The 21,164-nt window shown below is 74.4% G+C and carries 22 protein-coding genes and 1 pseudogene; 13 read left to right on the forward strand and 10 right to left on the reverse strand.

The window, feature by feature from the left end; translation table 11 throughout:
• Positions 1-87 precede the first annotated feature (87 nt).
• From ACZ55U_RS09280 to ACZ55U_RS09290, 3 genes are all read left to right on the forward strand, one after another.
• The gene (locus ACZ55U_RS09280; RefSeq protein ID WP_465524107.1) at positions 88-1,113 is read left to right on the forward strand and encodes an ABC transporter ATP-binding protein; all 1,026 of its coding nucleotides are present in this window, start codon (positions 88-90) and stop codon (positions 1,111-1,113) included.
• Positions 1,110-1,943 carry an ABC transporter permease gene (locus ACZ55U_RS09285; RefSeq protein ID WP_465524109.1) on the forward strand — a complete coding sequence of 278 codons (834 nt, stop codon included), beginning with the start codon at positions 1,110-1,112 and terminating at the stop codon, positions 1,941-1,943. The genes ACZ55U_RS09280 and ACZ55U_RS09285 overlap by 4 nt, the downstream gene beginning before the upstream one ends.
• A 276-nt stretch (positions 1,944-2,219) precedes the next feature.
• Positions 2,220-2,900 carry a type 1 glutamine amidotransferase domain-containing protein gene (locus tag ACZ55U_RS09290; protein WP_465524111.1) on the forward strand — a complete coding sequence of 227 codons (681 nt, stop codon included), beginning with the start codon at positions 2,220-2,222 and terminating at the stop codon, positions 2,898-2,900.
• A gap of 173 nt (positions 2,901-3,073) precedes the next feature.
• On the opposite strand, the gene ACZ55U_RS09295 is transcribed toward ACZ55U_RS09290, so the two are convergent.
• Positions 3,074-4,591 (reverse strand): carboxylesterase/lipase family protein, encoded by a 1,518-nt coding sequence (locus ACZ55U_RS09295; RefSeq protein ID WP_465524113.1) that lies wholly within the window; start codon positions 4,589-4,591, stop codon positions 3,074-3,076.
• A gap of 138 nt (positions 4,592-4,729) precedes the next feature.
• On the opposite strand from ACZ55U_RS09295, the gene ACZ55U_RS09300 reads away from it, so the two are divergent.
• From ACZ55U_RS09300 to ACZ55U_RS09325, 6 genes are all read left to right on the forward strand, one after another.
• Positions 4,730-5,422 (forward strand): TetR/AcrR family transcriptional regulator, encoded by a 693-nt coding sequence (locus tag ACZ55U_RS09300; protein ID WP_465524115.1) that lies wholly within the window; start codon positions 4,730-4,732, stop codon positions 5,420-5,422.
• A gap of 126 nt (positions 5,423-5,548) precedes the next feature.
• Positions 5,549-6,622, forward strand: a complete 1,074-nt coding sequence (locus ACZ55U_RS09305) for a TIGR03617 family F420-dependent LLM class oxidoreductase (protein ID WP_465524117.1) — start codon at positions 5,549-5,551, stop codon at positions 6,620-6,622.
• A 223-nt stretch (positions 6,623-6,845) separates the two neighbouring features.
• Positions 6,846-7,397 carry a hypothetical protein gene (locus ACZ55U_RS09310; protein ID WP_465524119.1) on the forward strand — a complete coding sequence of 184 codons (552 nt, stop codon included), beginning with the start codon at positions 6,846-6,848 and terminating at the stop codon, positions 7,395-7,397.
• A 181-nt stretch (positions 7,398-7,578) separates the two neighbouring features.
• Entirely contained in the window at positions 7,579-7,824 is a 246-nt protein-coding gene (locus ACZ55U_RS09315) for a hypothetical protein (RefSeq protein WP_465524122.1), read from the forward strand.
• A complete protein-coding gene (locus tag ACZ55U_RS09320; RefSeq protein WP_465524124.1) occupies positions 7,821-8,663 on the forward strand; it encodes a hypothetical protein in 843 nt (280 codons plus the stop codon). The genes ACZ55U_RS09315 and ACZ55U_RS09320 overlap by 4 nt, the downstream gene beginning before the upstream one ends.
• Positions 8,660-9,319, forward strand: coding sequence for a ribonuclease FAU-1 family protein (locus ACZ55U_RS09325; protein ID WP_465524126.1), 660 nt, complete (start codon positions 8,660-8,662; stop codon positions 9,317-9,319). The genes ACZ55U_RS09320 and ACZ55U_RS09325 overlap by 4 nt, the downstream gene beginning before the upstream one ends.
• A 77-nt stretch (positions 9,320-9,396) precedes the next feature.
• On the opposite strand, the gene ACZ55U_RS09330 is transcribed toward ACZ55U_RS09325, so the two are convergent.
• From ACZ55U_RS09330 to ACZ55U_RS09355, 6 genes are all read right to left on the reverse strand, one after another.
• Positions 9,397-10,173, reverse strand: a complete 777-nt coding sequence (locus ACZ55U_RS09330) for a hypothetical protein (RefSeq protein ID WP_465524128.1) — start codon at positions 10,171-10,173, stop codon at positions 9,397-9,399.
• Positions 10,174-10,275: 102 nt separating this feature from the next.
• Positions 10,276-11,397 carry a bile acid:sodium symporter family protein gene (locus tag ACZ55U_RS09335; RefSeq protein WP_465524130.1) on the reverse strand — a complete coding sequence of 374 codons (1,122 nt, stop codon included), beginning with the start codon at positions 11,395-11,397 and terminating at the stop codon, positions 10,276-10,278.
• Complete coding sequence (locus ACZ55U_RS09340) at positions 11,394-11,711, reverse strand: hypothetical protein (RefSeq protein ID WP_465524132.1); 318 nt, start codon at positions 11,709-11,711, stop codon at positions 11,394-11,396. Before ACZ55U_RS09340 ends, ACZ55U_RS09335 begins: the two co-directional genes overlap by 4 nt.
• Positions 11,708-12,595: an isocitrate lyase/PEP mutase family protein gene (locus ACZ55U_RS09345; RefSeq protein ID WP_465524134.1), complete on the reverse strand. Its 888-nt coding sequence runs from the start codon at positions 12,593-12,595 to the stop codon at positions 11,708-11,710. The genes ACZ55U_RS09340 and ACZ55U_RS09345 overlap by 4 nt, the downstream gene beginning before the upstream one ends.
• A 259-nt stretch (positions 12,596-12,854) precedes the next feature.
• Positions 12,855-13,727 carry a class I SAM-dependent methyltransferase gene (locus ACZ55U_RS09350; protein ID WP_465524136.1) on the reverse strand — a complete coding sequence of 291 codons (873 nt, stop codon included), beginning with the start codon at positions 13,725-13,727 and terminating at the stop codon, positions 12,855-12,857.
• Between the two features lie 211 nt (positions 13,728-13,938).
• Positions 13,939-14,238 carry a hypothetical protein gene (locus ACZ55U_RS09355; protein ID WP_465524319.1) on the reverse strand — a complete coding sequence of 100 codons (300 nt, stop codon included), beginning with the start codon at positions 14,236-14,238 and terminating at the stop codon, positions 13,939-13,941.
• A 157-nt stretch (positions 14,239-14,395) separates the two neighbouring features.
• On the opposite strand from ACZ55U_RS09355, the pseudogene ACZ55U_RS09360 reads away from it, so the two are divergent.
• Positions 14,396-14,920 (forward strand): annotated as a pseudogene (locus ACZ55U_RS09360) (DinB family protein).
• Between the two features lie 90 nt (positions 14,921-15,010).
• Here the strand turns inward: ACZ55U_RS09360 and ACZ55U_RS09365 are convergent.
• On the reverse strand, positions 15,011-16,444 hold the full coding sequence (locus tag ACZ55U_RS09365) for an MFS transporter (protein WP_465524315.1): 1,434 nt from the start codon (positions 16,442-16,444) through the stop codon (positions 15,011-15,013).
• 2 nt (positions 16,445-16,446) lie between these two features.
• Complete coding sequence (locus ACZ55U_RS09370) at positions 16,447-17,037, reverse strand: TetR/AcrR family transcriptional regulator (protein WP_465524138.1); 591 nt, start codon at positions 17,035-17,037, stop codon at positions 16,447-16,449.
• A 75-nt stretch (positions 17,038-17,112) separates the two neighbouring features.
• On the opposite strand from ACZ55U_RS09370, the gene ACZ55U_RS09375 reads away from it, so the two are divergent.
• Entirely contained in the window at positions 17,113-17,271 is a 159-nt protein-coding gene (locus ACZ55U_RS09375; protein WP_465524140.1) for a hypothetical protein, read from the forward strand.
• Between the two features lie 141 nt (positions 17,272-17,412).
• Here ACZ55U_RS09375 and ACZ55U_RS09380 read toward each other — a convergent pair whose 3' ends face one another.
• Positions 17,413-17,589: an antitoxin gene (locus tag ACZ55U_RS09380; RefSeq protein WP_465524142.1), complete on the reverse strand. Its 177-nt coding sequence runs from the start codon at positions 17,587-17,589 to the stop codon at positions 17,413-17,415.
• Between the two features lie 152 nt (positions 17,590-17,741).
• Between ACZ55U_RS09380 and ACZ55U_RS09385 the strand changes: the two genes are divergently transcribed.
• Both ACZ55U_RS09385 and lpdA read left to right on the forward strand, forming a co-directional pair.
• Positions 17,742-19,373, forward strand: coding sequence for a M28 family peptidase (locus ACZ55U_RS09385; RefSeq protein WP_465524144.1), 1,632 nt, complete (start codon positions 17,742-17,744; stop codon positions 19,371-19,373).
• Between the two features lie 261 nt (positions 19,374-19,634).
• Positions 19,635-21,041 carry a dihydrolipoyl dehydrogenase gene (lpdA, locus tag ACZ55U_RS09390; RefSeq protein WP_465524146.1) on the forward strand — a complete coding sequence of 469 codons (1,407 nt, stop codon included), beginning with the start codon at positions 19,635-19,637 and terminating at the stop codon, positions 21,039-21,041.
• Positions 21,042-21,164 lie beyond the last annotated feature (123 nt).

Consider the following 21,164-nt stretch of genomic DNA (forward strand, 5'->3'; position numbering starts at 1 on the left):
GGGGCCGAGGCCGCCGCCGGAACCGAGGTGCGGGCGGCGCCGGGAGCGGACCCGTCACACGGAGGAAATCCGTCACAGGAGGTGGTCATGCCGGGGAACCAGGACCCACCGGAGCCGAGCGTGCTCCGGGGTGGCAACGGAGGCGGCCCGGTGATCGAACTGCGTTCGCTCACCAAGCGATACGGCACCACGGTCGGCATCGAACAGCTGGACGTCTCCGTCGAGGCCGGCGAGGTGTTCGGCCTGCTCGGCCCCAACGGCGCCGGCAAGACCACCACGCTGCGCTGCCTGGTCGGGCTGCTCGGCCCCAGCGAGGGCCAGGTCCGGGTGCTCGGCCTGGACCCGGTGGCCGACCACGGCCGGCTCGCCCCCTCGATCGGCTACCTGCCCGGCGAACTGCGCCTCTACCCCGAACTCACCGGGCAGCAGACCCTCGACCTGCTCGCCGCCCTCCAGGGCGCCGGGGTGCCCCGTCAGGGCGAGCTGTGCGAGCGGCTGAAGCTCTCCCGGGCCGACCTGGCACGTCCCGTGGGGCAGTACTCGCGCGGCATGAAGCAGAAGCTCGGGCTCGTCCAGTCGCTCCAGCACCGTCCTCCGGTCGTGGTGCTGGACGAACCCACCGAGGGGCTGGACCCGCTGGTCCAGGAGGCCTTCTACGAACTGCTCGCGGGCGAGACGCGGGCCGGACGCACCGTACTGCTCTCCAGCCACGTACTGCCCGAGGTGCAGCGGACCTGCCGCCGGGTCGCCATCGTCCGCCACGGCCGGCTGGTCACCGTCCGCTCGGTGGCCGAACTGCGCCAGGCCAGGGCCCGCCGGGTCCGGCTGCTGCTCGCCGACGGGCGGGGCGCCGGGCCGCTCGGCGCCGCCGAGCGGTGGTCCCCGCGCTGGGACGGTTCACGGGTCGAGCTGCTGGTGCCACCGGACGAGGTGGTGGCGGCGGTACGGGACCTGCTGGCGGACCTGCCGGTGGCCGACCTGACGGTGGAGGAGGCCGGCCTGGACGAGGCGTTCCTCGACCTCTACCGCTCCGTCGGCGCCGCGGACCCCGACGGCTTGGACGAGGACGGCACGCACGCCAGCGGCCGACCGGCACCGGAGGAGCGGCCGTGAACCCGGGCACCGTCAACCGTCGCCTCCCACTGGTCTGGCTCGCCCTGCACCGGCGCCGCCGGATGCTGCTCTTCCTGCTGCTCGGCATGGTCGTCTTCGAGACCCTGATCGTGGTGATCGCCGTGACCGTCCCGAGCGGTGAACTGTTCGGCGAACGCCGCACCCCGCCCGGGGCGTTCAAGGCCTTCAGCGGCTCCAACGGCGACATCTCCATCGCCAGCTACCCCGGCCTGCTCGGCGCCGGGCTCACCCACCCCTTCTGGATCGCCCTCCAGCTGACCGTGATCGGCTCGCTCGGTGCCGCCGCCGTCGCGGCCGACGTCGAGTCCGGCACCATCGAGCTGCTGATGACCAGGCCGGTCTCCCGGCGCCGACTGCTCGCCGAGCGGAGCGGCGCCCTGGTCGCCGCCACGGTGCTGCTCAACGCCGCCGCCACACTGACCCTCGCGATCGGGGTGGCGTCCTCCGCCAAGCTGCGCGAGGCCGTCCCGGAGAGCGCCGTGTTCACCGCCGGACTGCTCGGCTGCGCCCTCGCCTTCTGCCTGACCGGGCCGGTGCTGGCGGTCTCCGCGCTCAGCCGTCGCCGGTCCCATGTGATCGGCGCCGCCGTCGCCTTCGGCGCGGTCGGCTTCGCGCTCAACTTCGTCGCGCTGGCCTGGTCCCCGGCCCGCTCGCTGCGCTACGTCAGCCCGTTCCACTACTACGCCCCGGGTGACGTGCTCGGCCACGGCGGGGTGCCGTGGGCGGCGTTGGGGGTGCTGCTCGGGGTGGGGCTGCTCGGGCTGGTGGTGGCCTTCCGGGCGCTGGAACGGCGAGACCTGGCGGTCTGAGGTCGGGCGGGGGCGGTGCGCCGGTGACCGGGTGTCCCGGTGTCCCGGTGCGCGGCTGGCCGGAGGGGGCGGGGGCGTCGGCCGGCGGTTCGGGCGGCAGCCGCACAGGTCGAGGCGTCGGGTCCGGCCGGGCCGCGCACTCCGGCCCGGACGCGCGGTGCCCACCGGGGGCGCCGCCCGCAGATCCGGCGCGGCGAGCCGGGCGCGTCTAGCGTGGGGTGAGTGCCGCGGCGGGGCCGTCGTGGCGGAGAGCATCACACCCTGGAGGCACACCCGATGGCCGACATCCTGTTCGTCCTGACCGGTTCGAAGGTCTGGACGCTGAACGACGGCACCGCCCACCCGACCGGCTTCTGGGCGGAGGAGGCGGTCGTCCCGTACCGGGCCTTCACCGAGGCCGGCCACCGGGTCACGGTCGCCACCCCGGCCGGGGTGGTCCCGGTCGCGGACGGCGCCAGCCTGACCGACCCGGCGATGGCCGAGGAACTGCCGAAGATCGCCGAGTTCCGGCACCCGCTGGTGCTGGCTGACGTCGACCCGGCGGACTACGACGCCGTGTACTACCCCGGAGGGCACGGCCCGATGGAGGACCTGGCGGTCGACCCCGACTCCGGCCGGCTGCTCACCCGGGCGCTGGCCTCCGGGCGCCCGCTCGGGGTGGTCTGCCACGGCCCGGCGGCGCTGCTCGCCGCGCGGGGCGACAAGGGCGGCTCGCCCTTCGCCGGGTACCGGGTGACGGGCTTCACCAACGCCGAGGAGGCCCAGGCGGGCCTGGCCGACCGGGCGCCGTGGCTGCTCCAGGACCAGCTGGTCGAGCTCGGCGTGGAGTTCGAGGAGGGCGAGCCCTGGGCGCCGCACGTGGTGGTCGACCGCAACCTGGTGACCGGCCAGAACCCCGCCTCCTCGGGTCCGGTGGCCGCCGAGCTGCTGAAGCTGCTGCGCGTCCCGGCGGCATAGCTGCCGGGTGGAACACAGCGGCCGGGTGGCACACAGCGGGCGGGTAGCGGAGCCGCGGGGTGGCGGCGGCGGAGCGGCGAAGCGGAGGGTCGCCCGGGCGGGTGAGCGAGGGGCCGTGCGGACGTATCCCACCATGAGGGCCCGCCGCTCACCCGCCCGGGTCGGGCCGGACGTCAGCGCAGGTCGTAGGCGGTGAGCGGGTGCCCCGACCAGATCCGGCGGGTGTCCTGCTCCGGGTAGCGGACGGTCTCCGAGTGGGCGTCCAGGACCCGGGTGAGCTGCCCGTCCGGCTCGAAGGCGGGCCACCCGGGGTCGCCGGTGGTGGCGAACCGGACCCAGGCCCGCCGCAGTTCCTCCGAGACCCGGACCGCCGCCGCGGTGGGCGGGTCGCCGAGGAAGTACCGGCCCATCGGGCTGTCCAAGGTGCCGAAGGCGAGGGGCACGTCCAGGCCGTGGCAGGCGCCGAGCGCGCCGTCCGGCGCGGGCGCGGGCAGGGCGAGTTCGAAGAGGTACGAGGTGCCGCCGACCGCCGCGTTGACCTCGGCCAGGCGGAGCGAGGGCACCCGGAACAGGGCGTCCGAGCTGACCACTTCGAGGAGTTCGGAGGCCGTCGCCCCCGGAAGGGCGGCCCGGTAGGCGCCAGGGCCGGTCGGCGGCGGGGCGAACAACTCCAGGGCGAGCCGGGCCTCCTCCTCCGTGAAGCCGCCGTGCCGACCGCTCAGGACGCTGAACAGCCGGAACTCGTCCCGGGTGTGGCCGACCAGCAGCTCGACGCCGTCGGTGACCGCCGACCACGGTGAGCCGGGCAGGACCTCGCCGTCGACCACCGGGACGGTGGCGATGCCGGACCGGGCCAGCCGCCCCCAGCGTCCGAGGTGCCGCGGCAGCGCGGCGCCGAGTTCGGTGACCGCCGCGGCCAGCCGCCAGGGGTGCACCTCGGCCAGTGCGGCGGCGGTCGGGGCCGTGCCGAGCAGCTTCGCCGTCTCGGCGGTGACCTCGGCGGCCAGGGCGGGGGTGCAGTGGTTGCCGGGGACGGTGTGGGCGACGGCCCGGTGGAACAGCCCGCGGGCCGCGTCCATCGCCAGCAGGGCGGCGACCGAGCCGGCGCCGGCGGACTGTCCGGCGACGGTCACCCGGGCGGGGTCGCCGCCGAACCGGGCGATGTTGCGCCGCACCCAGCGCAGCGCGGCGAGCTGGTCCAGGAAGGCCCGGTTGGCCGGGGCGCCCTCCAGCAGGAGGAAGCCCTCGGCGCCCACCCGGTAGTTGACGCTCACCACGACCAGCCCGGCGGAGGCCAGGGCGGTCGGGTCGTACAGCTGGTCGCCGGCGGTCCCGGAGATGAACCCGCCGCCGTGGATCCAGACCAGGACCGGAAGCCCGGCCGACCCGGGATCGGGCGTGCAGACGTTGAGCGTCAGCCAGTCGGTGTCCTCGGACGGCTCGGCGGCCCCGGCGGGCATCGGACCGGACTGCGGGACGGCCGGGCCGAAGGCGTCGGCCTCGCGGACGCCGTCCCAGGGCTCGGGCTCGACGGGGGCGGCGAAGCGCAGGGCGCCGACCGGTGGCCGGGCGTAGCGGAGGCCGCGGAAGAGTGCGAGGTCCGGGCCCTCCAAGGGCTCCTTCCCGCGCCGCCGCTCCCAGCGGCCGCGGACGAGTCCCTCGGTGGTGCGGACCACGGGCTGTTCTGGCATGTGTCCTCCCTCGGAAGGCCTCCCACGTTATCGGTCAGCTGTATTATGTCAAGCGTATGGAAAAGAGTACGCGAAGCCCGTAGAGTCCGACGGGTACGGACGGGGTTCGTCCGGACGGACTTCGAGGAGCCGCCGCCCATGCCCAAGCAGGTCGACCACCGGGAACGCCGCGAGACGATCGCCCGGGCGCTGTGGCGGGTCGTGGAACGGCGCGGCGCCACGCACCTGACGATGCGCGAGGTCGCCCAGGAGGCCGGCATCTCGCTGGGGCAGCTCCAGCACTACTTCGGCTCCCGGTCGCAGATGCTCTCCTTCGCGATGGACTTCGCCGGTGAGCAGAGCGGGCTGCGGGTCGGCCGGGCGCTGGGAGCGCTCGGGGAACGGCCGCACCCGAGGGACGTCCTGCGGGCGATGCTGGTGGAGATGCTGCCCCTGCACGCCGACGCCCGGGCGACCAGCCGGATGAGCGCCGCCTACGTGCTGGAGGCGCTGCACGACGAGGAGGTCCACGCGCGGGCGCGCGGCGCGCTGCTCCAGGGGCGGGCGCTGGTCGAGCAGGTGGTGCGGCGGGCGATCGCCGACGGGTACCTCGCGGCCGACCGGGACCCGGCGGTGGAGACGGACCTGCTGCTGGCGCTCACCGGGTTCACCACGCTGCTGGAGCTGGACGTGATCGGGCCCGCCGCCGTCCTGACGGCCGTCGACCGGCACCTGGACCGGCTGTTCGGGGCGACCGGCGCCGCCGCCGGGGACCCCGGTGCGGGCGCGGGCGCCGACATGGACGGGGACGGGAACGCGGGCGGGGCCGCGGGGATCGGTGCCGGTGGTTGAGGCGGCAGTGGTTGAGGCAGCGGCGGGGGATCCGGGGACGGGGTGTCCGGAGGGCGGGCCGGGGCGTGGTCCGGGGCGTGGCAGGCTACCCGGGTAGCACCGCCGCCCGCGACCAGGAGCACCGCCATGGACCGACCCGCCGCCCTCCGCCTCGACGCCACCGCCTCCGGCCACCCGGCGGGCATCCTGGACGCCGCCGAGCAGGCCGAACGCCGGGGCATGGACCGTTTGGTGGTCGCCGAGACCGCGTACGACCCGTTCCTCCAGCTCGCCCGCGCCGCCGACCGGACCGAGTCGATCGAGCTGGCCACCGGCATCGCCGTGGCCTTCGCCCGCACCCCCATGACGCTGGCCTACCAGGCCTGGGGGCTGCACGCGGCCTCGGGCGGACGGGCCGTCATCGGGCTGGGCTCGCAGGTCAAGCCGCACATCGAGAAGCGCTTCGGGATGCCGTGGGACCGCCCGGCCGCCCGGATGCGCGAGTACGTCCACGCGGTGCGGGCGATCTGGCACAGCTGGCAGACCGGTGAACGGCTGCGTTTCCGGGGCGAGTTCTACACCCACACCGTGATGACGCCGGTGTTCTCGCCGGACCCGGTCCCGTCCGGAGCGCCCCGGATCCTGCTGGCGGGCGTCGGGCCGCTGATGACCCGCACCGCCGGAGCGGTGGCCGACGGCTTCCTGAGCCACCCGTTCACCTCCACCGCCTACCTGGCCGAACAGGTGCTGCCCGGCCTGACCGGGGAGCGGGCCCGGGCCGAGGCGGAGGGCGCCGCCTGGACGGAGCGGCCGTTCGAGATCGTCGGCAACGTGCTCACCGCCACCGGCCGCACCGAGGAGGAACTGGCGGCCAACCGGGCGGCCACCCGTGAGCGGCTCGCCTTCTACGCCTCCACGCCGGCCTACCGGCCGGTCCTGGCGCAGCACGGCTGGGAGGGCCTCCAGGAGGAGCTGCACACCCACTCGGTGCGCGGGCGCTGGGCGGAGATGGCCGCGCTGATCGACGACGAGGTGTTCGACACCTTCGCGGTCTGCGGCCCGGTCGAGGACGTCGCCCGGGAGATCCGGCGCCGGTACGCGGGTCTGGTCACCCGGCTGTCCGTCAGCCTGCCCGAGGACGCCGACCCGGGGCTGGGTCTGGACGTCCTGACGGCGGTGCGCGCGCTGGACCGAGCGGAAGCGGGCAGAGGGCGGCCGTGAGGGGAGGGCGATCGGGCAAGGGGTGACGAAGTCCGGGCAGATTCGTGCAACGCGTTTCCGGTGGTGAGGACGGGCGGCAGGATCGCGGTGGCAGGCCCGGCCGTGCGGTGCGGTCCGGCGCCCCGGACCTGCCGCGTTGTGGGGCCTGTCGCGCCGTGCGGTCCGTAGCGCCGTGCGGCCTGCCACGCCTCGGCCACCCGTTGCCGATCCTGGGGGTGCCCGCGTGTCCGTCTCCGACGACCGCCCTGCCGACTACGACCTGGTGGAGAGCTGGGACCCCGTCGCGAACCAGTACGTCGACGCCCTGGCCGACCTGGACGAGTTCCTGCGCGTCTGCGCCGAGCTGACCGGCTTCGACGTCCCCGAGCTGCGCGCCACCGGCATGGCGGACGAGCACCACCGCACCACGCTGGCCCACCGGGTGCGCGACGAGCACGCCCTGGTCCACCTCTGGTACGTCGGCACCTGGCCCGGAGAGGCGCCGTCCTCTGCCCGCGCCCGCGACCAGGGGCTGGTCTGGCGGACCTTCCACGCCGGCCCGCCCGGCGCCGCCGCCCCCGGCCACAGCAGCTGGGCCGAGGCGCCGCGCGGAGCGGAGGTGCCGCGCGGGGCGGAGGCACCGGCCGGGTCCGAGGTGCTGGGCGGTGGACCCAGGACAGGGGCTTCGACAGGCGGATCGTCAGGAGCTTCGGCGGAGACCTCGGAAGCCGCCGATCCGCCAGGCGGAGCCGAGGCGGCGCAGGGAGACGCGACACCCGGGGCCGAGGGGCAATGAGCGCGCGCTGGGACGTCGTCGTGGTCGGCGCGGGCTTCGCGGGGACGCTGGTCGCCCACCGGCTCGGGGCGCGGGGCCGGCATCCCGGGCGGCTCGAACACCGGGGACCGTCCACGGCTACCGGGGCGCCGGCCATGCCGGAGGGACCCACGTCCTGGGCGACTCGCCCGCCACCTCGGTGGTGGACCAGTGGCAGCGCTGCCGGGACCACCCCACCCTGTACGCCGTCGGCTGCGGCTCGATGCCCTCCCTGGGCGCCTCCAACCCGTCGCTCACCATGGCCGCCCTCGCCCTGCGCAGCGCCGAACGGATGCACCAGGACCTGCTGGAGCTGCACCGCCCGGCGGCCGTGCGGTCATCGGCTGCTTCCGCCGCGACCCCGTCCTCCTCCCCTTCCCCTTCTCCCACGCCCTCGGAGTCCTCATGACCGGCCTGCCGCTGCCGCCCGTACCGGAGCCGTACCACCTGCCCTTCCACTACGGCGCGCTGCACAACATCGGCGTCGACTACCTGGTCGACCCCGGGCGGGCCCGGGAACTGCTCGCCAAGCGCCACCCCGGGCTGAACGCCGCCAGGTTCGACGGCGGGGCCTGCGTCACGCTCAACTACCGGCTCTACTTCGCCCAGTATCCGAACGGCGGCGGCATCACCCAGGAGCTGGAGATCAACCTGGTCGCCCATCCGCTCTTCGCCGAGGAACGGATTCCGGAGGTCAACTACGGCCAGTACGCCCGGGGTTACGACCAGACCAAGCTGCTCGGCATCGCCCGGCTGCACGTGCTCTGCGACAACCCGCTCGCCATCGAGGCCGGGCGCCGGCTCTACGCCGAGCCCAAGCACCCGGGCTGGTTCGACACCACCCTGCCCTCCCTCAACGCGCCCGCCGTACGCGAACGCTGGTCCGTCTCCTGCCGCCGGGCCACCCTCGGGCCCGACGGGCTGCGCCGCCACGACGAGGAACTCCTCGCCCTGGACGTGAACCTGATCGGCCTCACCCCCGAGTCCGTCAACAACACCCCGATCACCGGCTACGGCACCGACGACGAGGGCAAGCTGCTGGCCGGGCCGCTCAGTGTGTACCAGCCCTACCGCTACTACAGCCTGGACGACCGGACCGCCGAGCGGGTCCGGCTCGACCTCGGCAACCCCGCCGAGGAGTCCGCCCGCGACCTCGCCCACCTCATCGCCGACGCCCCGGCGGCCGGGGTCTGGACCTACCAGTCCCCGCCGGTGGCCGCCCACAACCGTGCCTACTACGTCCGATGACGGGCCCGGTGTTCGCCCCGGGCGCCACCGCCGTCCGGCGGGACGTCGCGCGCGGCCGGGTGTGGTCGGCCATGCCCTACACCGTGCTCGCCGATGACGGCGCCACCCTGACCCTCGCCGCCCGCCCGGGGACCGACAGCCTGGTCCCGGCCCGTTGGGCCGCGGCCACCCGTGCCGGAGGCACCCGCGCGGGCTGCATCGACGACCTCGCCGCCGGCCGGTGGGAACTCGACCACTGGACCTGGCGCGACACCGTGGTGGTCGGCCGTTTCACCGCCGGAGCGCCGTTCAGCGTGCACCGCTTCCTGACACCCGAGGGGCGGCCGCTGTGCTGGTACGTCAACTTCGAGCGCCCGTACCGGCGGACGGCCATCGGCATCGACACCCTCGACCTCTTCCTGGACCTGGTGATCACCCCCGATCTCTCGGCGTACAGCTGGAAGGACGAGGACGAGTACGCCCAGGCCCGGCGCCTCGGCGTCATCGACGAGGCCACCCACCGGTGGATGGACCGGGCCCGCGACCTCGCCCTCGCCCAACTCCGGGACCGCACCGGTCCGTTCGCTCCCGCGCCGGACACCTGGCGGCTGCCGCCCGAGGGGCCGCTGCCCGACCTCCCGGCCACCGCCCTCAGCACCCCCACCGAAGGAGGATGAGGACCGGCCAGCGCCGCGCCGGTCCGCTCCTCGCGGCTGTAACCCGCCTCGTGGGCTCCGGCCGGCCCGGCGTGCCGTCAGCAGTGACAGCACACGTCCAGCACCACGACCTCTGGGGCCAGGGAGTCCAGGTAGGCGTTGGCGTCCTGAAGGTAGCCGTCCTCGCGGAGGTCGCTCCAGGTGCCGTCCAGCCGCAGCAACGCGAAGCCGGGCACCGCGTTGGCGCGGCCTCGCGCGAGGTAGGCGGCCCGGTCCTCGGTGAACCGGAACGGCTGGTCCGACGGCTTGTCGCCACCGGCGGCCCACGCGTCGTGCCGCGCAGCCGCGAGGCCCTCGTGTACGGCGCGCAGCGCTTCGAAGTCGAGGAGCCCGCGCGGGCCTCCGTCGCAGCGGTTCGGCAGGCCGGCGAGCACGTCGCGGCCTTGGGGCACTTCGCCGTGCTCCTCCTTGACCAGGAGGGGGCTTCCGGAGGCGCCCGGGCGGTGCAGCAGGCGCGGGCCGCCGAGGCGCAGGGACAGGCCGTCCCACTCGCCGTGGGGGTTACGGGTGCTGAGGAAGTACCCGCGGCCGGCGTCGTCGACGTGGAGGTAGCCGGGGTCACCCGGGGCTCTCCCGGCCGCGGAGTTCTTGAGATCGGCGATCTCGGCCCAGCCCAGGCCTTCCCGCTTCGGGAGGAGACCGCTTTCCTTGTTCATCCGCACCCAGTGGACGCTGTTCGGGTCCGCCGGTTCGTACTCCCGGTAGGGGGCCACTTCGAGTTCGCTGTGGTACGGCATGAGGGCGGCGACCAGCGCCTCGCGGTACCGCTCGGGCGGCATCGGCGGCAGGACGACGAGCATGTCGTACTTCGACATCGGTATCTCCCCCTCGGGTCGTTGACCCGGCACATTGTCCAACAGTGGTGTGCTGGTGCGTCCGGGTGTCGGCCAGGGGCGTGCGCGCGGGTGCGCCCGGGGTCACCCAGGTGCCGGCGGAGCGTCCGCGCCCGGGGTCGCGGCCAGTGGCGGGTCGAGCGCGCCGGCCGCCGCCGGTGCCCGTGACCAGCGGCCGGCGAGCAGCGAGCCGACCACGAGCTGGAGCTGGTGGTAGAGCATCAGCGGCAGCGCCATCAGCCCCGCTGCCGGGCCGAACAGGACGGTGGCCATCGGCAGGCCGTTGGCCAGGCTCTTCTGCGAACCGCACAGCACCGCCGCGATGGTGGCCGACCGGTCGAGCCCCAGCAGCCGTGCACCGAGCCCCGTCACCGCCAGGGAAGTGGCGAGCAGGGCGAGCAGCACCGCGAGCAGCCCGAGCAGCGCGAGCGGAGTGGCCAGGCGCCAGATGCCCTGGGAGACCGCCGAGCTGAACGCCGTGTAGACGACCAGCAGGATCGACCCCCGATCCACCACGGTCAGCACCCGTCTGTGCCGGGACAGCAAGCCGCCGAGCCACGGCCGCAGCACCTGCCCCAGCAGGAAGGGCGCGAGCAGTTGGAGCCCGATCCGCACCAGCCCGGCGGCGGACAGCCGGGTGTGCGAGCCCAGCAGCAGAGCGGACGACAGTGGGGTCAGCACCAGCCCCGCCAGGCTGGAGTAGGTGCCCGCGCAGATCGCCGCCGGGACGTTGCCCCCGGCGGCGCCGGTGAGCGCCACCGAGGACTGCACCGTCGAGGGCACCAGACAGAGGAACAGCACACCGGTCTGCAACTGCCCGGTCAGCGGGACGGGCGTGAGCAGTGCGGTGGCCAGTCCGAGCAGCGGGAAGAGGGCGAAGGTGACGGCCAGCACCAGTGCGTGCAACCGCAGGTGGCGCAGCCCGGCCAGCGTCTCGTGGGTGGAGAGCCGGGCTCCGTACAGGAAGAACAGCAGGGCCACCGCGAGGTCGCAGGCCACCTCGGCGCCTCGTGCGCAGGCGCCCGAGGCCGGGACCAGCGCCGCCAGCCCGACCGTCCCGGCCAGCGCCACCAGATACCAGTCCGGTCGGCGCGGCAGCAGCCCGCGGAGGCGAAACCCGAGGGGGCGCTGCCGGCTCCCGCAGGTCTGGTCCCCGCGCGCCCGGAGCCCGGGTGGGGACTCCGGGCGCGCCAGGTGATCGGTCATGGGCCGCCTCCCGACGCGGGGCGGAGCGAGGGCCCGGACGAGGAGTCAGGCCCCAGCAGACCGCCCACCAGCGAGCCGGCGCCGTCGTGGTCGCTGCCCGCGGAGCCGCTGCCGTTCTGGAGGTTGGCCGTCCGGTCGATCTCCAGCCAGGAGTCGGCGTTCGAGTTGTCCACGACGGTGACCAGCGAGCCGCCGGCCGCCGCGGGCGCCGCAGCGCCCGCGAGCAGGGCACAGGCTCCGGCCAGCCCGAGCGCGGTGGCCCGCAGCGCCACGGCCGGCGAGGGCGGGGCGGGCCCGCGCGGCCCGGCGCTCACGCCGACACCGCCATCAACCCGCGGGAGCGCGAGATGTTCCGCTCCAGCAGCTCGGTGGACTCCCGCACGCCGACCTGCTCCCGACCCGTGGCCGGGGTGGGCAATCGCCCGTCGGAGTTCTTCAGCTGCGTCAGCGCCTCGTCCATCGCCCGGTGCGCCGCGAACAGGCACGGCGTGCTGTAGATGGCCACGTCGACCCCCAACGCGGACAGCTCGGAGAGCGACAGCCGGGGCGACTTGCCGCCCGCGATCTGGTTGAACAGCAGCGGCTTGTCACCGACCGCCCGGCGGATCCGGCGGATCCACTCCTCGTCGCGCACGCCGTCCACCAGCACCACGTCGGCGTCCGTGGCGGCGAGCGCCCGGGCCCGGCGCAGGATGTCCTCGTCCTCGGTGGCGTCGGTGCGCGCGACCACCACCAAGTCCGTCCGGTTGGCGAGGACGAGCTCCAGCTTCTCCAGGTACTCCGCCAGCGGCAGCACCAGCTTGCCGTCCGCGTGCCCGCAGCGGCGCGGCCGCTTCTGGTCCTCCAGGATCACGCCCGACGCCCCGATCCGTTCGAGTCGGCGCACGACGTGGCAGGCCACCTCCGGGTCGACGTAGCCGTCGTCGATGTCGACCAGCAGGTGGTGCCGGGGGAACGCGCCGCGCAGCCGCTCGACGAAGCCCACCATGTCGGGCCAGGCGATGAAGCCGATGTCGGGCAGCCCGTAGTACGAGGCCGCGAAGCCGAAGCCGGAGACGAACATGCCGTCGTAGTGCTCGGCCGCGATGGAGGCCGAGTACATGTCGTAGACGCCGATCAGCGGCGTCGTCCCCGGGCTCGCGATCCGCGCGCGCAGCCGCCGGCCGGGGCTGTCCGATGCCGTGTGTCCGTGGAACAAGGCCTTCTCCTCACTGGGGTGGTTCTTTGCCTGAACTTGGTCTCCACTAGACCGAACTGAGGTGTCATCACTATGCGGCCTTTAATGTTCCGTGGGCAAATCTTTAAGGGAGGTTCACTCGCAAGAGTGAAGGAATGTCGAAAATATGAAATACCAAAAAGATGTCATATTTTGAATTGGTCCACGTTCCTGCGGAAACGGCGAAGGGGCCCGCCCCCGCCCGGTGAGGGGCGGGGGCGGGCCCCTTCGGAGGAGGGGGTCAGCCGTTCGGGACCGGAGGGGCGGCGCGGCGTTCGCGCAGCGTCCGGAGCATCCGCCGGGTGGCCTTGGTGGCGACCGGGGGCAGCAGCTCCAGCGCGAGCCGGCGCGGGGTGGACCGGTGGACCGGGGCCTTGACGCGGTAGTTGAGGCGCAGCACCCGGGCGCCGGCGATGGTGTCCTCGTCGGCGGTGTACCCCTCGGCCTGCCAGTCGCGCTCCCGCAGCACCGCCTGGGCGCCCGCGGCGTCGCCCCAGGTGCCGTAGAACTTCATCGGGGTGAGCAGGACCGGCCGCAGCCCGCCGGTGAACACCGCCTCCCAGACCGCGGCCGAGACGCCCGGGGTGTGCTCGGAGCGGTAGTCGTCCAGGGCGACCAGGCCGTCCTCGGCGAGCGCGGCGCGGGCCACCCTGATGTCCCCGGCGACGTGTTCGTAGAGGTGGGAGGCGTCGATGTGGACGAAGCGGCAGCTGCCGGCCCGGATGCGGCCGTCGGCCAGCACCGAGGTGGGGGCCTGCACTATCTCGGGCAGCTCGCTGTGGAAGGCGAGGTAGTTGGCCTCGAAGGCGCTGCGGGTGAGGGTCTTGCGGTAGGACATGTCCATCTCGGCGGCGTTCTCGGCGTCGCCGGCCTCGGAGTCGAACAGGTCGCAGACCGTCAGCCGCTCGCCAGGCCGGAGGTGGTCGCCGAGCAGGACGGCGCTGCGGCCGAGGTAGCTGCCGAGCTCCAGGATGTCGCCGGTGACGCCGGCCGCGGTCTGGGCGGAGAGCAGGTGGCTGAAGGCCGCCCGGTCGAGGCTGAAGAACCAGCCGGGGATGTCGTCCCGCTTCAGCGGCGTGGGGTGGACGGCGGTCTCGACCTCGGTCTCGGACATGGGCACGGCGGCCTCCAGGGGACGGCGGGGCGCGGTGGCGGATCACGCCCCGGAGGGGACGCCGAGGACGTGAGGCGGATCATCATAGCGATGCCGGGGCCGCGGGGAACCAGGTGCGGAACGACCCGGTTCCGGGCCTTCGCTCCGACGTTCGGCAGGGGCGTGCGCCTTCGTTTCCGCTCTCGATTCGCCTGTTCGGCTCAAGCCGTGACTAGCCTTCGGACCGCGACCGCCCCGCAGGCGCGACGGGGGTCTCCGGCGCCCCTGCCGAGGCCGCCCGCACCGCCGGCGCGGCACGGCGGCGGCGGTGCTCTCCGCGGTGCTGGCCGGACCGCTGACCGCGCTCTTCACCGACGACCGGGCGGTGGCCGCCCAGTCCGTCGGGTTCCTGCGCGCGGCGGCGCTCCACCTGCTGCCGTACGCGCTGGTGGTGGCCCTCGGCGGGGTGCACCAGGCGGCGGGCGCGGGCGGTCGGCTGGTGGTCTCCGTGCTGGTCGGTCTCGGGGTCCAACTCGCCGCCTCCGCCGCGCTGTCCGGGCCGTTGGGGGTGTTCGGAGTGTGGCTCGGCCCAGCAGCGGGCGCGGGCGTTCAGCTGGTGCTGCTCGTGGCACTGACACGGGCCCGGAGTTCCGCCGGGCCGAGCGGGGGCGTGTGCCAGGGTGGGGACCATGGCACTCACCCCGGACGGGCGGCCCCTCCCGCCCCGCACGCCGATGAACGCGTCATGCTGGAGAGCTGGTTGGACTTCCAGCGGGCCACGCTCGCCCGGAAGGTCGACGGGCTCGACGACCGGCAGGTACGGCTGGCGTCCGTGCCGCCGTCACCGATGACCCTGCTCGGCCTGGTCCAGCACCTGGCCGAGGTCGAACGCAACTGGTACCAGCGGGTGTTCGCCGGCCGGGAGGTCCCGCCGGTGTACGGCGCGGACAACGCCGACGGCTACGGACTGGACCCGGCGCGCGGGATGCCCGAGGCACTGGCGGACTGGACGGCGGAGGTCCGACTCGGCCGGGCCCTGACCGGACAAGCCGCTCGACGCGGCCGGCCCGCTCGACCCGCGGCACGCGGCCCTGATGGGGGCGGACAGTGTCTCGCTGCGCTGGATCCTGGTGCACCTGATCGAGGAGTACGCCCGCCACAACGGCCACGCCGACCTGCTCCGGGAGTGCGTCGACGGCGCCACCGGCGTGTGACCGAGCGGGTGCCGCCGGCGTGTGACCGGGCGCCGGCGCCGGTACGTGACCGGGAGGGCCCCACCGGCGTGCGATCCGGGAGGGCGTCGGTCAGCGGCCGGTGACCGACGCCCGGCCCGGCTTCGGCGACGCGGGCGCGGCCTGGCCCGGCACCCCGCCGGACACCAGGGCCGCCGCCCGGCCGGGCAGCCGCACGGCGAGCAGCGTCCCCGCGCCGGCCACCGCCGCCATGGTCAGCACGGCGGGCGTGAGCGCCGCGCCGGGGTCCGTGCGGCCGGAGGCGGCGGTGGCCAGGGCGATGCCCAGCGCCGGGCCGATGTTCAGCACGGTCTGTTGCAGGCCGCCCGCGACCCCGGCCCGGGCGGCGGAAGCGCCCCGGACCAGCAGCGCGGTGGTGGTGGCCATCACCGCGCCGAAGCCGGCGCCGAGCAGGGCGAAGCAGCCGCCGATCGCCACCGTTCCGGAGCCCGGCCCGAGCCGGGCGGTCAGCAACGCCCCCGCGGTGATCATCACCATGCCGGCGAGGACCACCGTCCGTTCGCCGTGGCGCTTCGTCAGCCAGGCGGAGCCCGGCGCCGCGAGGATCATCGTCACGGCGAGCGGCGCCGCCCGCAGAGCGCTCCCCAAGGGGTCGAGCCCGAGCACGTCCTGGAGGTAGTACGTGGCCGGGAAGAGCGCGCCCTGGAGCGCCGCCGAAGCCGCGAGGAGGACGCCGAGCGGTGGGGCGACCAGCGCCGAGCCGAGCAGCGAGGGCGGCAGCAGGGGGTCGGCGGCGCGGCGTTCGTGCCGGACCAGGAGCACCGCGAGGAGCACGGCCGCGGCGAGCCCGAGCACCGGGCCGGCCGACCAGCCGTCCTGCGGCAGCATGACCAGGGTCTGCACCAGGCAGGCCAGCGCCGGCGCGAGCAGGGCCGCCCCCGGCAGGTCCAGCCCGGCGCCGCGCGCGGCTGCCGAAGGGCGGGGTCTGGCGGTCCCGGCCGGCACGGCGAGGGCCGACAGCAGGGCGGCAACGGCGGGCAACAGGCCCAGCAGGAAGACCGACCGCCAGCCGAAGTGCGCGGTCAGCGCCCCGCCGACCAGCGGTCCGGCCGCCGCGGCCAGCCCGATGGCGGCGGTGCGGATCGCGATCGCAGCCGCCAGCCGGTCGGCGGGCCAGGCGGCCCGCAGCATGCCCAGGGTGGCCGGTTGCAGCAGGGCGCCCGCCACGCCCTGGACCACCCGCAGCGCGATGACCCAGCCGATGCCGGGGGCGAGCGCGATCCCGAGCGAGGCGGCGGCGAACCCCGCCACGCCGAGCGCGAACACCCGCCGGTGCCCGTACCGGTCGCCAAGTCGGCCCGCGAAGACCAACAGGGAGGCGACGGCGACGAGGTAGCCGGTGCCGGCCCGCTGGACGGCCGCGACGGAGGCGTGCAGATCGTGCTGGAGGACGGGCCGGGCGACGGTCAGCGCGGTGCCGTCGACGGCGACCAGGGCGGCGCCGGTGATGCTCGCGGCGAGGACGAGCCCCCGGCGGGGCGCCAGCGTCACCGGGCGGCCGGGCCGAGGTGGGCGTCCAGCACGGTGCGCAGCAGCGGCTCGACGGAGTCGCTGCCGGTGATGAGCCGCAGGCTGCCCCAGGTGCGCAGCTGCGCGAGGCCGTGCAGGTTGGACCAGAGGGCCGCGGTGGCGGCGGCCGGGTCGTCGGAGCCCGGGTGCACCTCGGAGACCAGTCCGACGAAGGTGTGGAACAACGGCAGGGTGGTGCGGCGCAGTTCGACGCCGCTGCCCTCCAGCAGGTCGTGGCGGAACATCAGCTCGAACATGCCGGGGTTGGCGGCGGCGAAGCCGAGGTAGGCGCGGGCGAGGGCGTCGAGGCGGGTGCGCGCGTCGGCGCCGGTGGTGGCGGCGAGCGCGTCGGCACCCGCGAGGGTGTCGGTGAGCCGGCCGAAGCCGTGCTGGGCGATGGCGGCGAGCAGTTCGCGGTGGGCGGGGAAGTAGCGGCGGGGCGCGCCGTGCGAGACGCTGGCGCGGCGGGCGATCTCGCGCAGGCCGAGTGCCTGGACACCGCCCTCGGCCACCAACTCGACGCCCGCGCTCACCAGCCGGGCCCGGAGGTCCCGTTCCTGTTCGGTCATGAAGACACTGTCTACCAAAGGTGGTAGACAGTGTCTACTCGCGCTGGCGGGGGCGCGCGGAGCAGAATCGACGGCATGGACGAAGGCGGCGAATCGGCCTGTTGGCTGGAGCGGGTGTGCCCGGAGTGCGGACGGCTGCGCGAGCGGCCCGGACCGGAGCCCTGCGAGAACTGCGGCGCCGTCGGTGAGGACGAGGGTGCCGGCGCCCCGCCCGGGACGGCGGACCAGGGCTGAGCCCCGGCGGACCAAGGCTGAGCCCCAGCGGACCAAGGCTGAGCCCCGGCGGACGAAGGCTGAGCCCCGGACCGGCCGTTCGGCCGGTCCGGGGCCGGTGAGCCGGCCGGACAGCGCCGGCGCGGAGTCCCGTGCGGTGCGCTACTGCGGGGGCTGGTCGCGGAACTGTTCCTTCAGCTTCTCCTGGGCGGCGTCGGTCTGGCGGCTGTACTTGCCCTGGGTGCGCTCGTCGAACGTGTCGCCGCCCTTGTCGACGGCCTTCTCGGCCTGGTCCTCGTGGCCCTTCAGCAGGCTCTTGAGCTTATCCAACACGGACATCTGGTCACACTCCCGGATGAGACGCCCCCACCCCTCCAATATCACCGCGCGCGGCGCGGACCGCATCTCGCAAGGTGCGCGTAAAGGCTTGGCAACGGGATTCCGGTCGGGTCAAATCGTGACCTCACGGCCCGTCGGAAGGAGTCGCCCTGATGCTGCGCGCCCGTCGCTCCACGTCCCCGTTCGACCGCTCCACCCCGCCCGACCCGCTCACCTCCCCGGCGCGCCCGGGGCCCGCCGTCACCCGGCGCGGCGCGGGCGCCGCCCTGGCCGTCACCGCCCTGGTCGCCCCGCTGCTCCTGGCCGGCGCGGGCAGCGCCTCGGCGGACCCGGACCCGGCGCGCAGGGGCGCCAAGCTCGCGTCCGCGCTGGTCGAGGCCGGCAGCGCCCGGGAGGCCCGGTCTACCCTGGTCGCGCTCCAGAAGATCGCGGACCGCAACGGCGGCACCCGGGTGGCCGGTTCGAAGGGGCACGACCAGTCCGCCCGGTACGTCTACGAGCAGGCGTGGCGGGCCGGACTCCAGGTCTCGGAGCAGGAGTTCACGTACACCTACTTCGAGGCCCGCTCGGAGCACCTCGACGTGCTGTCCCCGAAGGCCGAGTCGGTGCCGGTGATCGCCATGACCTACTCGGTGAGCGGCCCGGCGGCGGGCCTGACCGCGGACCTGGCGGTCGCGCCGGTCAGCGCCACCACCGGCTGCACGCCCGCCGACTACCCGGCGGGCGCGTTCACCGGCAAGATCGCGCTGATCCGCCGCGGCGGGTGCTCGTTCGCGGAGAAGCAGTCCGCCGCGGCGGCCGCGGGGGCGGCCGGGGCGATCGTCTACAACAACACCGAGGGCAGCCTCAACGGGACGCTCGGCGACCCGGCGGCCGGGAGGATCCCGACCGGCGGGATCACCCGGGCGGCCGGTGAGGCGCTGGCCGCCGAGGCCGCCGCCGGGCCCGTCCGGGTGGCCCTGGACATCCGGACCTTCATGGAGCCGCGCAAGACCCGGAACGTCATCGCCGAGACCCGCGGCGGCGACCCGAAGAACACCGTGATGGTCGGCGCGCACCTGGACTCCGTCCCCGAGGGGCCGGGCATCAACGACAACGGCTCCGGTTCGGCCGGCATCCTGGAGGTCGCGAAGAACCTCGGCACGCACCCGGTGAGGAACAAGGTCAGGTTCGCCTGGTGGTCCGCCGAGGAGTTCGGCCTCAAGGGCGCCGAGGCGTACGTGAACTCCCTCCCGGAGGCGGATCGGAAGAAGATCGCCCTCTACCTCAACTTCGACATGATCGCATCCCCCAACTACGCGCAGTTCGTCTACAACGGCTCGGGCAGCGCGGGCGGCGACGCGGGCCCCGAGGGCTCGGCGCAGATCGAGCGGGACATCAACGGCTACCTGGACGGACGCCGCCTGCCGCACGACCCGACCGCCTTCGACGGCCGCTCCGACTACGGCCCGTTCATCGACGCGGGCATCCCGGCCGGCGGGACGGACACCGGCGCCGAGAAGTTCAAGTCCCCCGAGCAGGCGGCCCGTTACGGAGGCACGGCCGGCGCCGCCTACGACGCCTGCTACCACAAGGCCTGCGACGACCTGGGCAACATCGACATGCGTGCCTTCGACGTCAACATCGACGTGATCGCGAACGCCGTCGGCACCTACGCCTGGGACCTCTCCTCGCTGCACAAGCCCGCCCCGGCGCAGCGCCCGGCCGCGAAGGCGGCCCCCGGCGCCGGCGCGACGGGCACCGGCTACACCGGCGGCAGCCCCTCCCACACGGTGGCGGCCTGACGCCCGGGTGGGCCCGCCCCTCCCGCCCGGCGGGCCCACCCGACCGCCGTACGCGAAGCCTCCATCCGGGACCTCCCTCCGTCATCGCCCCTGGTGGGGGCGGGTGGCGGCCAACGTGGCGGAGAGGACTGACAATCCGGCCCGGCGGCCGGTACGGTGCCGCGAGCGCCTCCGCCGGGACCCGGCGGGTGCGCCGAGCCCGGTCCTGACACCATGGGACCGAGATCACGACACCGTGACACCCTCGGAGGAGTCAGCAACATGAGCACCCACTACGACGTCGTCGTCCTCGGCGCGGGCCCCGGCGGCTACACCGCCGCCGTCCGCTCGGCCCAGCTGGGCCTGAAGGTCGCGGTCATCGAGGCCAAGTACTGGGGCGGCGTCTGCCTCAACGTCGGCTGCATCCCCTCCAAGGCCCTGCTGCGCAACGCCGAGCTCGCCCACATCTTCACCAAGGAGGCCAAGACCTTCGGCATCAAGGTCGACGGCCAGGTGACCTTCGACTTCGGCGAGGCGTTCCGGCGCAGCCGCACGGTGGCCGACGGCCGGGTCAAGGGCGTCCACTACCTGATGAAGAAGAACGGCATCACCGAGTACGACGGCTGGGGCACCTTCGTCGACGACCACACCCTCCAGGTCGCGCTCAGCGGCGGCGGCTTCGACGTCGTCACCTTCGACCACTGCATCATCGCCGCCGGTGCCACCACCCGCCTGCTGCCCGGCACCAGCCTGAGCGAGCGCGTGGTCACCTACGAGGAGCAGATCCTCACCGAGCAGCTGCCGGAGAGCATCATCATCGCGGGCGCCGGCGCGATCGGCGTCGAGTTCGCGTACGTGCTGCACAACTACGGCGTGAAGGTCACCATCGTCGAGTTCCTGGACCGCGTGGTGCCGCTGGAGGACGTCGAGGTCTCCACCGAACTCGCCAAGCAGTACCGCAAGCTGGGCATCGAGGTGCTGACCTCCACCCGGGTCGAGTCGATCGACGACAGCGACCCGAACGCCAAGGTCCGGGTCACCGTCACCAAGGACGGGCAGCAGCGGGTGCTGGAGGCCGACAAGGTGCTCCAGGCGATCGGCTTCGCGCCGCGGGTCAACGGCTACGGCCTGGAGAACACCGGGGTCAAGCTCACCGACCGGGGCGCCATCGCGGTGGACGGCCGAGGCCGCACCAACGTCGAGCACATCTTCGCGATCGGCGACGTGACCGCCAAGCTGATGCTCGCGCACGCCGCCGAGACGATGGCCGTGATCGCCGCCGAGACCATCGGCGGGGCGGAGACCCAGGAGGTGGACTTCGTCATGGTCCCGCGCGCCACCTACTGCCAGCCGCAGGTCGCCTCCTTCGGCTACACCGAGGCGCAGGCCCGCGAGCTGGGGCACGACGTCAAGGTCGCCAAGTTCCCGTTCACCGCGAACGGCAAGGCACACGGCCTCGGCCAGGCGACCGGTTTCGTCAAGATCATCAGCGACAACGAGCACGGCGAGCTGCTCGGGGCCCACCTGATCGGCCCCGAGGTCACCGAGCTGCTGCCGGAGCTGACGCTGGCCCAGCAGTGGGACCTGACGGTCCACGAGGTCGCCCGCAACGTGCACGCCCACCCGACCCTCGGCGAGGCGGTCAAGGAGGCCATCCACGGCCTCGCCGGCCACATGATCAACATGTGACGCGCCGGCTCCGGCAACCGGCCGTGGGGGGGGGGGGGGAAGGGGGGAGGGGGGGGGGGGGGGGGTGGGTGGTGGGGGGGGGGGGGGGGGGGGGGGGGGGGGGGGGAAGGGGGAAACAGCAAA

The sequence above is a fragment of the Kitasatospora sp. NPDC034533 genome, assembly GCF_055575155.1.

What these genes read in the sequence shown, in the direction of transcription:
- ACZ55U_RS09280 (WP_465524107.1), top strand. Translation starts at nt 88, where the DNA reads ATGCCGGGGAACCAGGACCCACCGGAGCCGAGCGTGCTCCGGGGTGGC.
- ACZ55U_RS09290 (WP_465524111.1), top strand. Translation starts at nt 2,220, where the DNA reads ATGGCCGACATCCTGTTCGTCCTGACCGGTTCGAAGGTCTGGACGCTG.
- ACZ55U_RS09295 (WP_465524113.1), bottom strand. Translation starts at nt 4,591, where the DNA reads ATGCCAGAACAGCCCGTGGTCCGCACCACCGAGGGACTCGTCCGCGGC.
- ACZ55U_RS09300 (WP_465524115.1), top strand. Translation starts at nt 4,730, where the DNA reads ATGCCCAAGCAGGTCGACCACCGGGAACGCCGCGAGACGATCGCCCGG.
- ACZ55U_RS09305 (WP_465524117.1), top strand. Translation starts at nt 5,549, where the DNA reads ATGGACCGACCCGCCGCCCTCCGCCTCGACGCCACCGCCTCCGGCCAC.
- ACZ55U_RS09320 (WP_465524124.1), top strand. Translation starts at nt 7,821, where the DNA reads ATGACCGGCCTGCCGCTGCCGCCCGTACCGGAGCCGTACCACCTGCCC.
- ACZ55U_RS09325 (WP_465524126.1), top strand. Translation starts at nt 8,660, where the DNA reads ATGACGGGCCCGGTGTTCGCCCCGGGCGCCACCGCCGTCCGGCGGGAC.
- ACZ55U_RS09330 (WP_465524128.1), bottom strand. Translation starts at nt 10,173, where the DNA reads ATGTCGAAGTACGACATGCTCGTCGTCCTGCCGCCGATGCCGCCCGAG.
- ACZ55U_RS09335 (WP_465524130.1), bottom strand. Translation starts at nt 11,397, where the DNA reads ATGACCGATCACCTGGCGCGCCCGGAGTCCCCACCCGGGCTCCGGGCG.
- ACZ55U_RS09350 (WP_465524136.1), bottom strand. Translation starts at nt 13,727, where the DNA reads ATGTCCGAGACCGAGGTCGAGACCGCCGTCCACCCCACGCCGCTGAAG.
- ACZ55U_RS09370 (WP_465524138.1), bottom strand. Translation starts at nt 17,037, where the DNA reads ATGACCGAACAGGAACGGGACCTCCGGGCCCGGCTGGTGAGCGCGGGC.
- ACZ55U_RS09375 (WP_465524140.1), top strand. Translation starts at nt 17,113, where the DNA reads ATGGACGAAGGCGGCGAATCGGCCTGTTGGCTGGAGCGGGTGTGCCCG.
- ACZ55U_RS09380 (WP_465524142.1), bottom strand. Translation starts at nt 17,589, where the DNA reads ATGTCCGTGTTGGATAAGCTCAAGAGCCTGCTGAAGGGCCACGAGGAC.
- ACZ55U_RS09385 (WP_465524144.1), top strand. Translation starts at nt 17,742, where the DNA reads ATGCTGCGCGCCCGTCGCTCCACGTCCCCGTTCGACCGCTCCACCCCG.
- lpdA (WP_465524146.1), top strand. Translation starts at nt 19,635, where the DNA reads ATGAGCACCCACTACGACGTCGTCGTCCTCGGCGCGGGCCCCGGCGGC.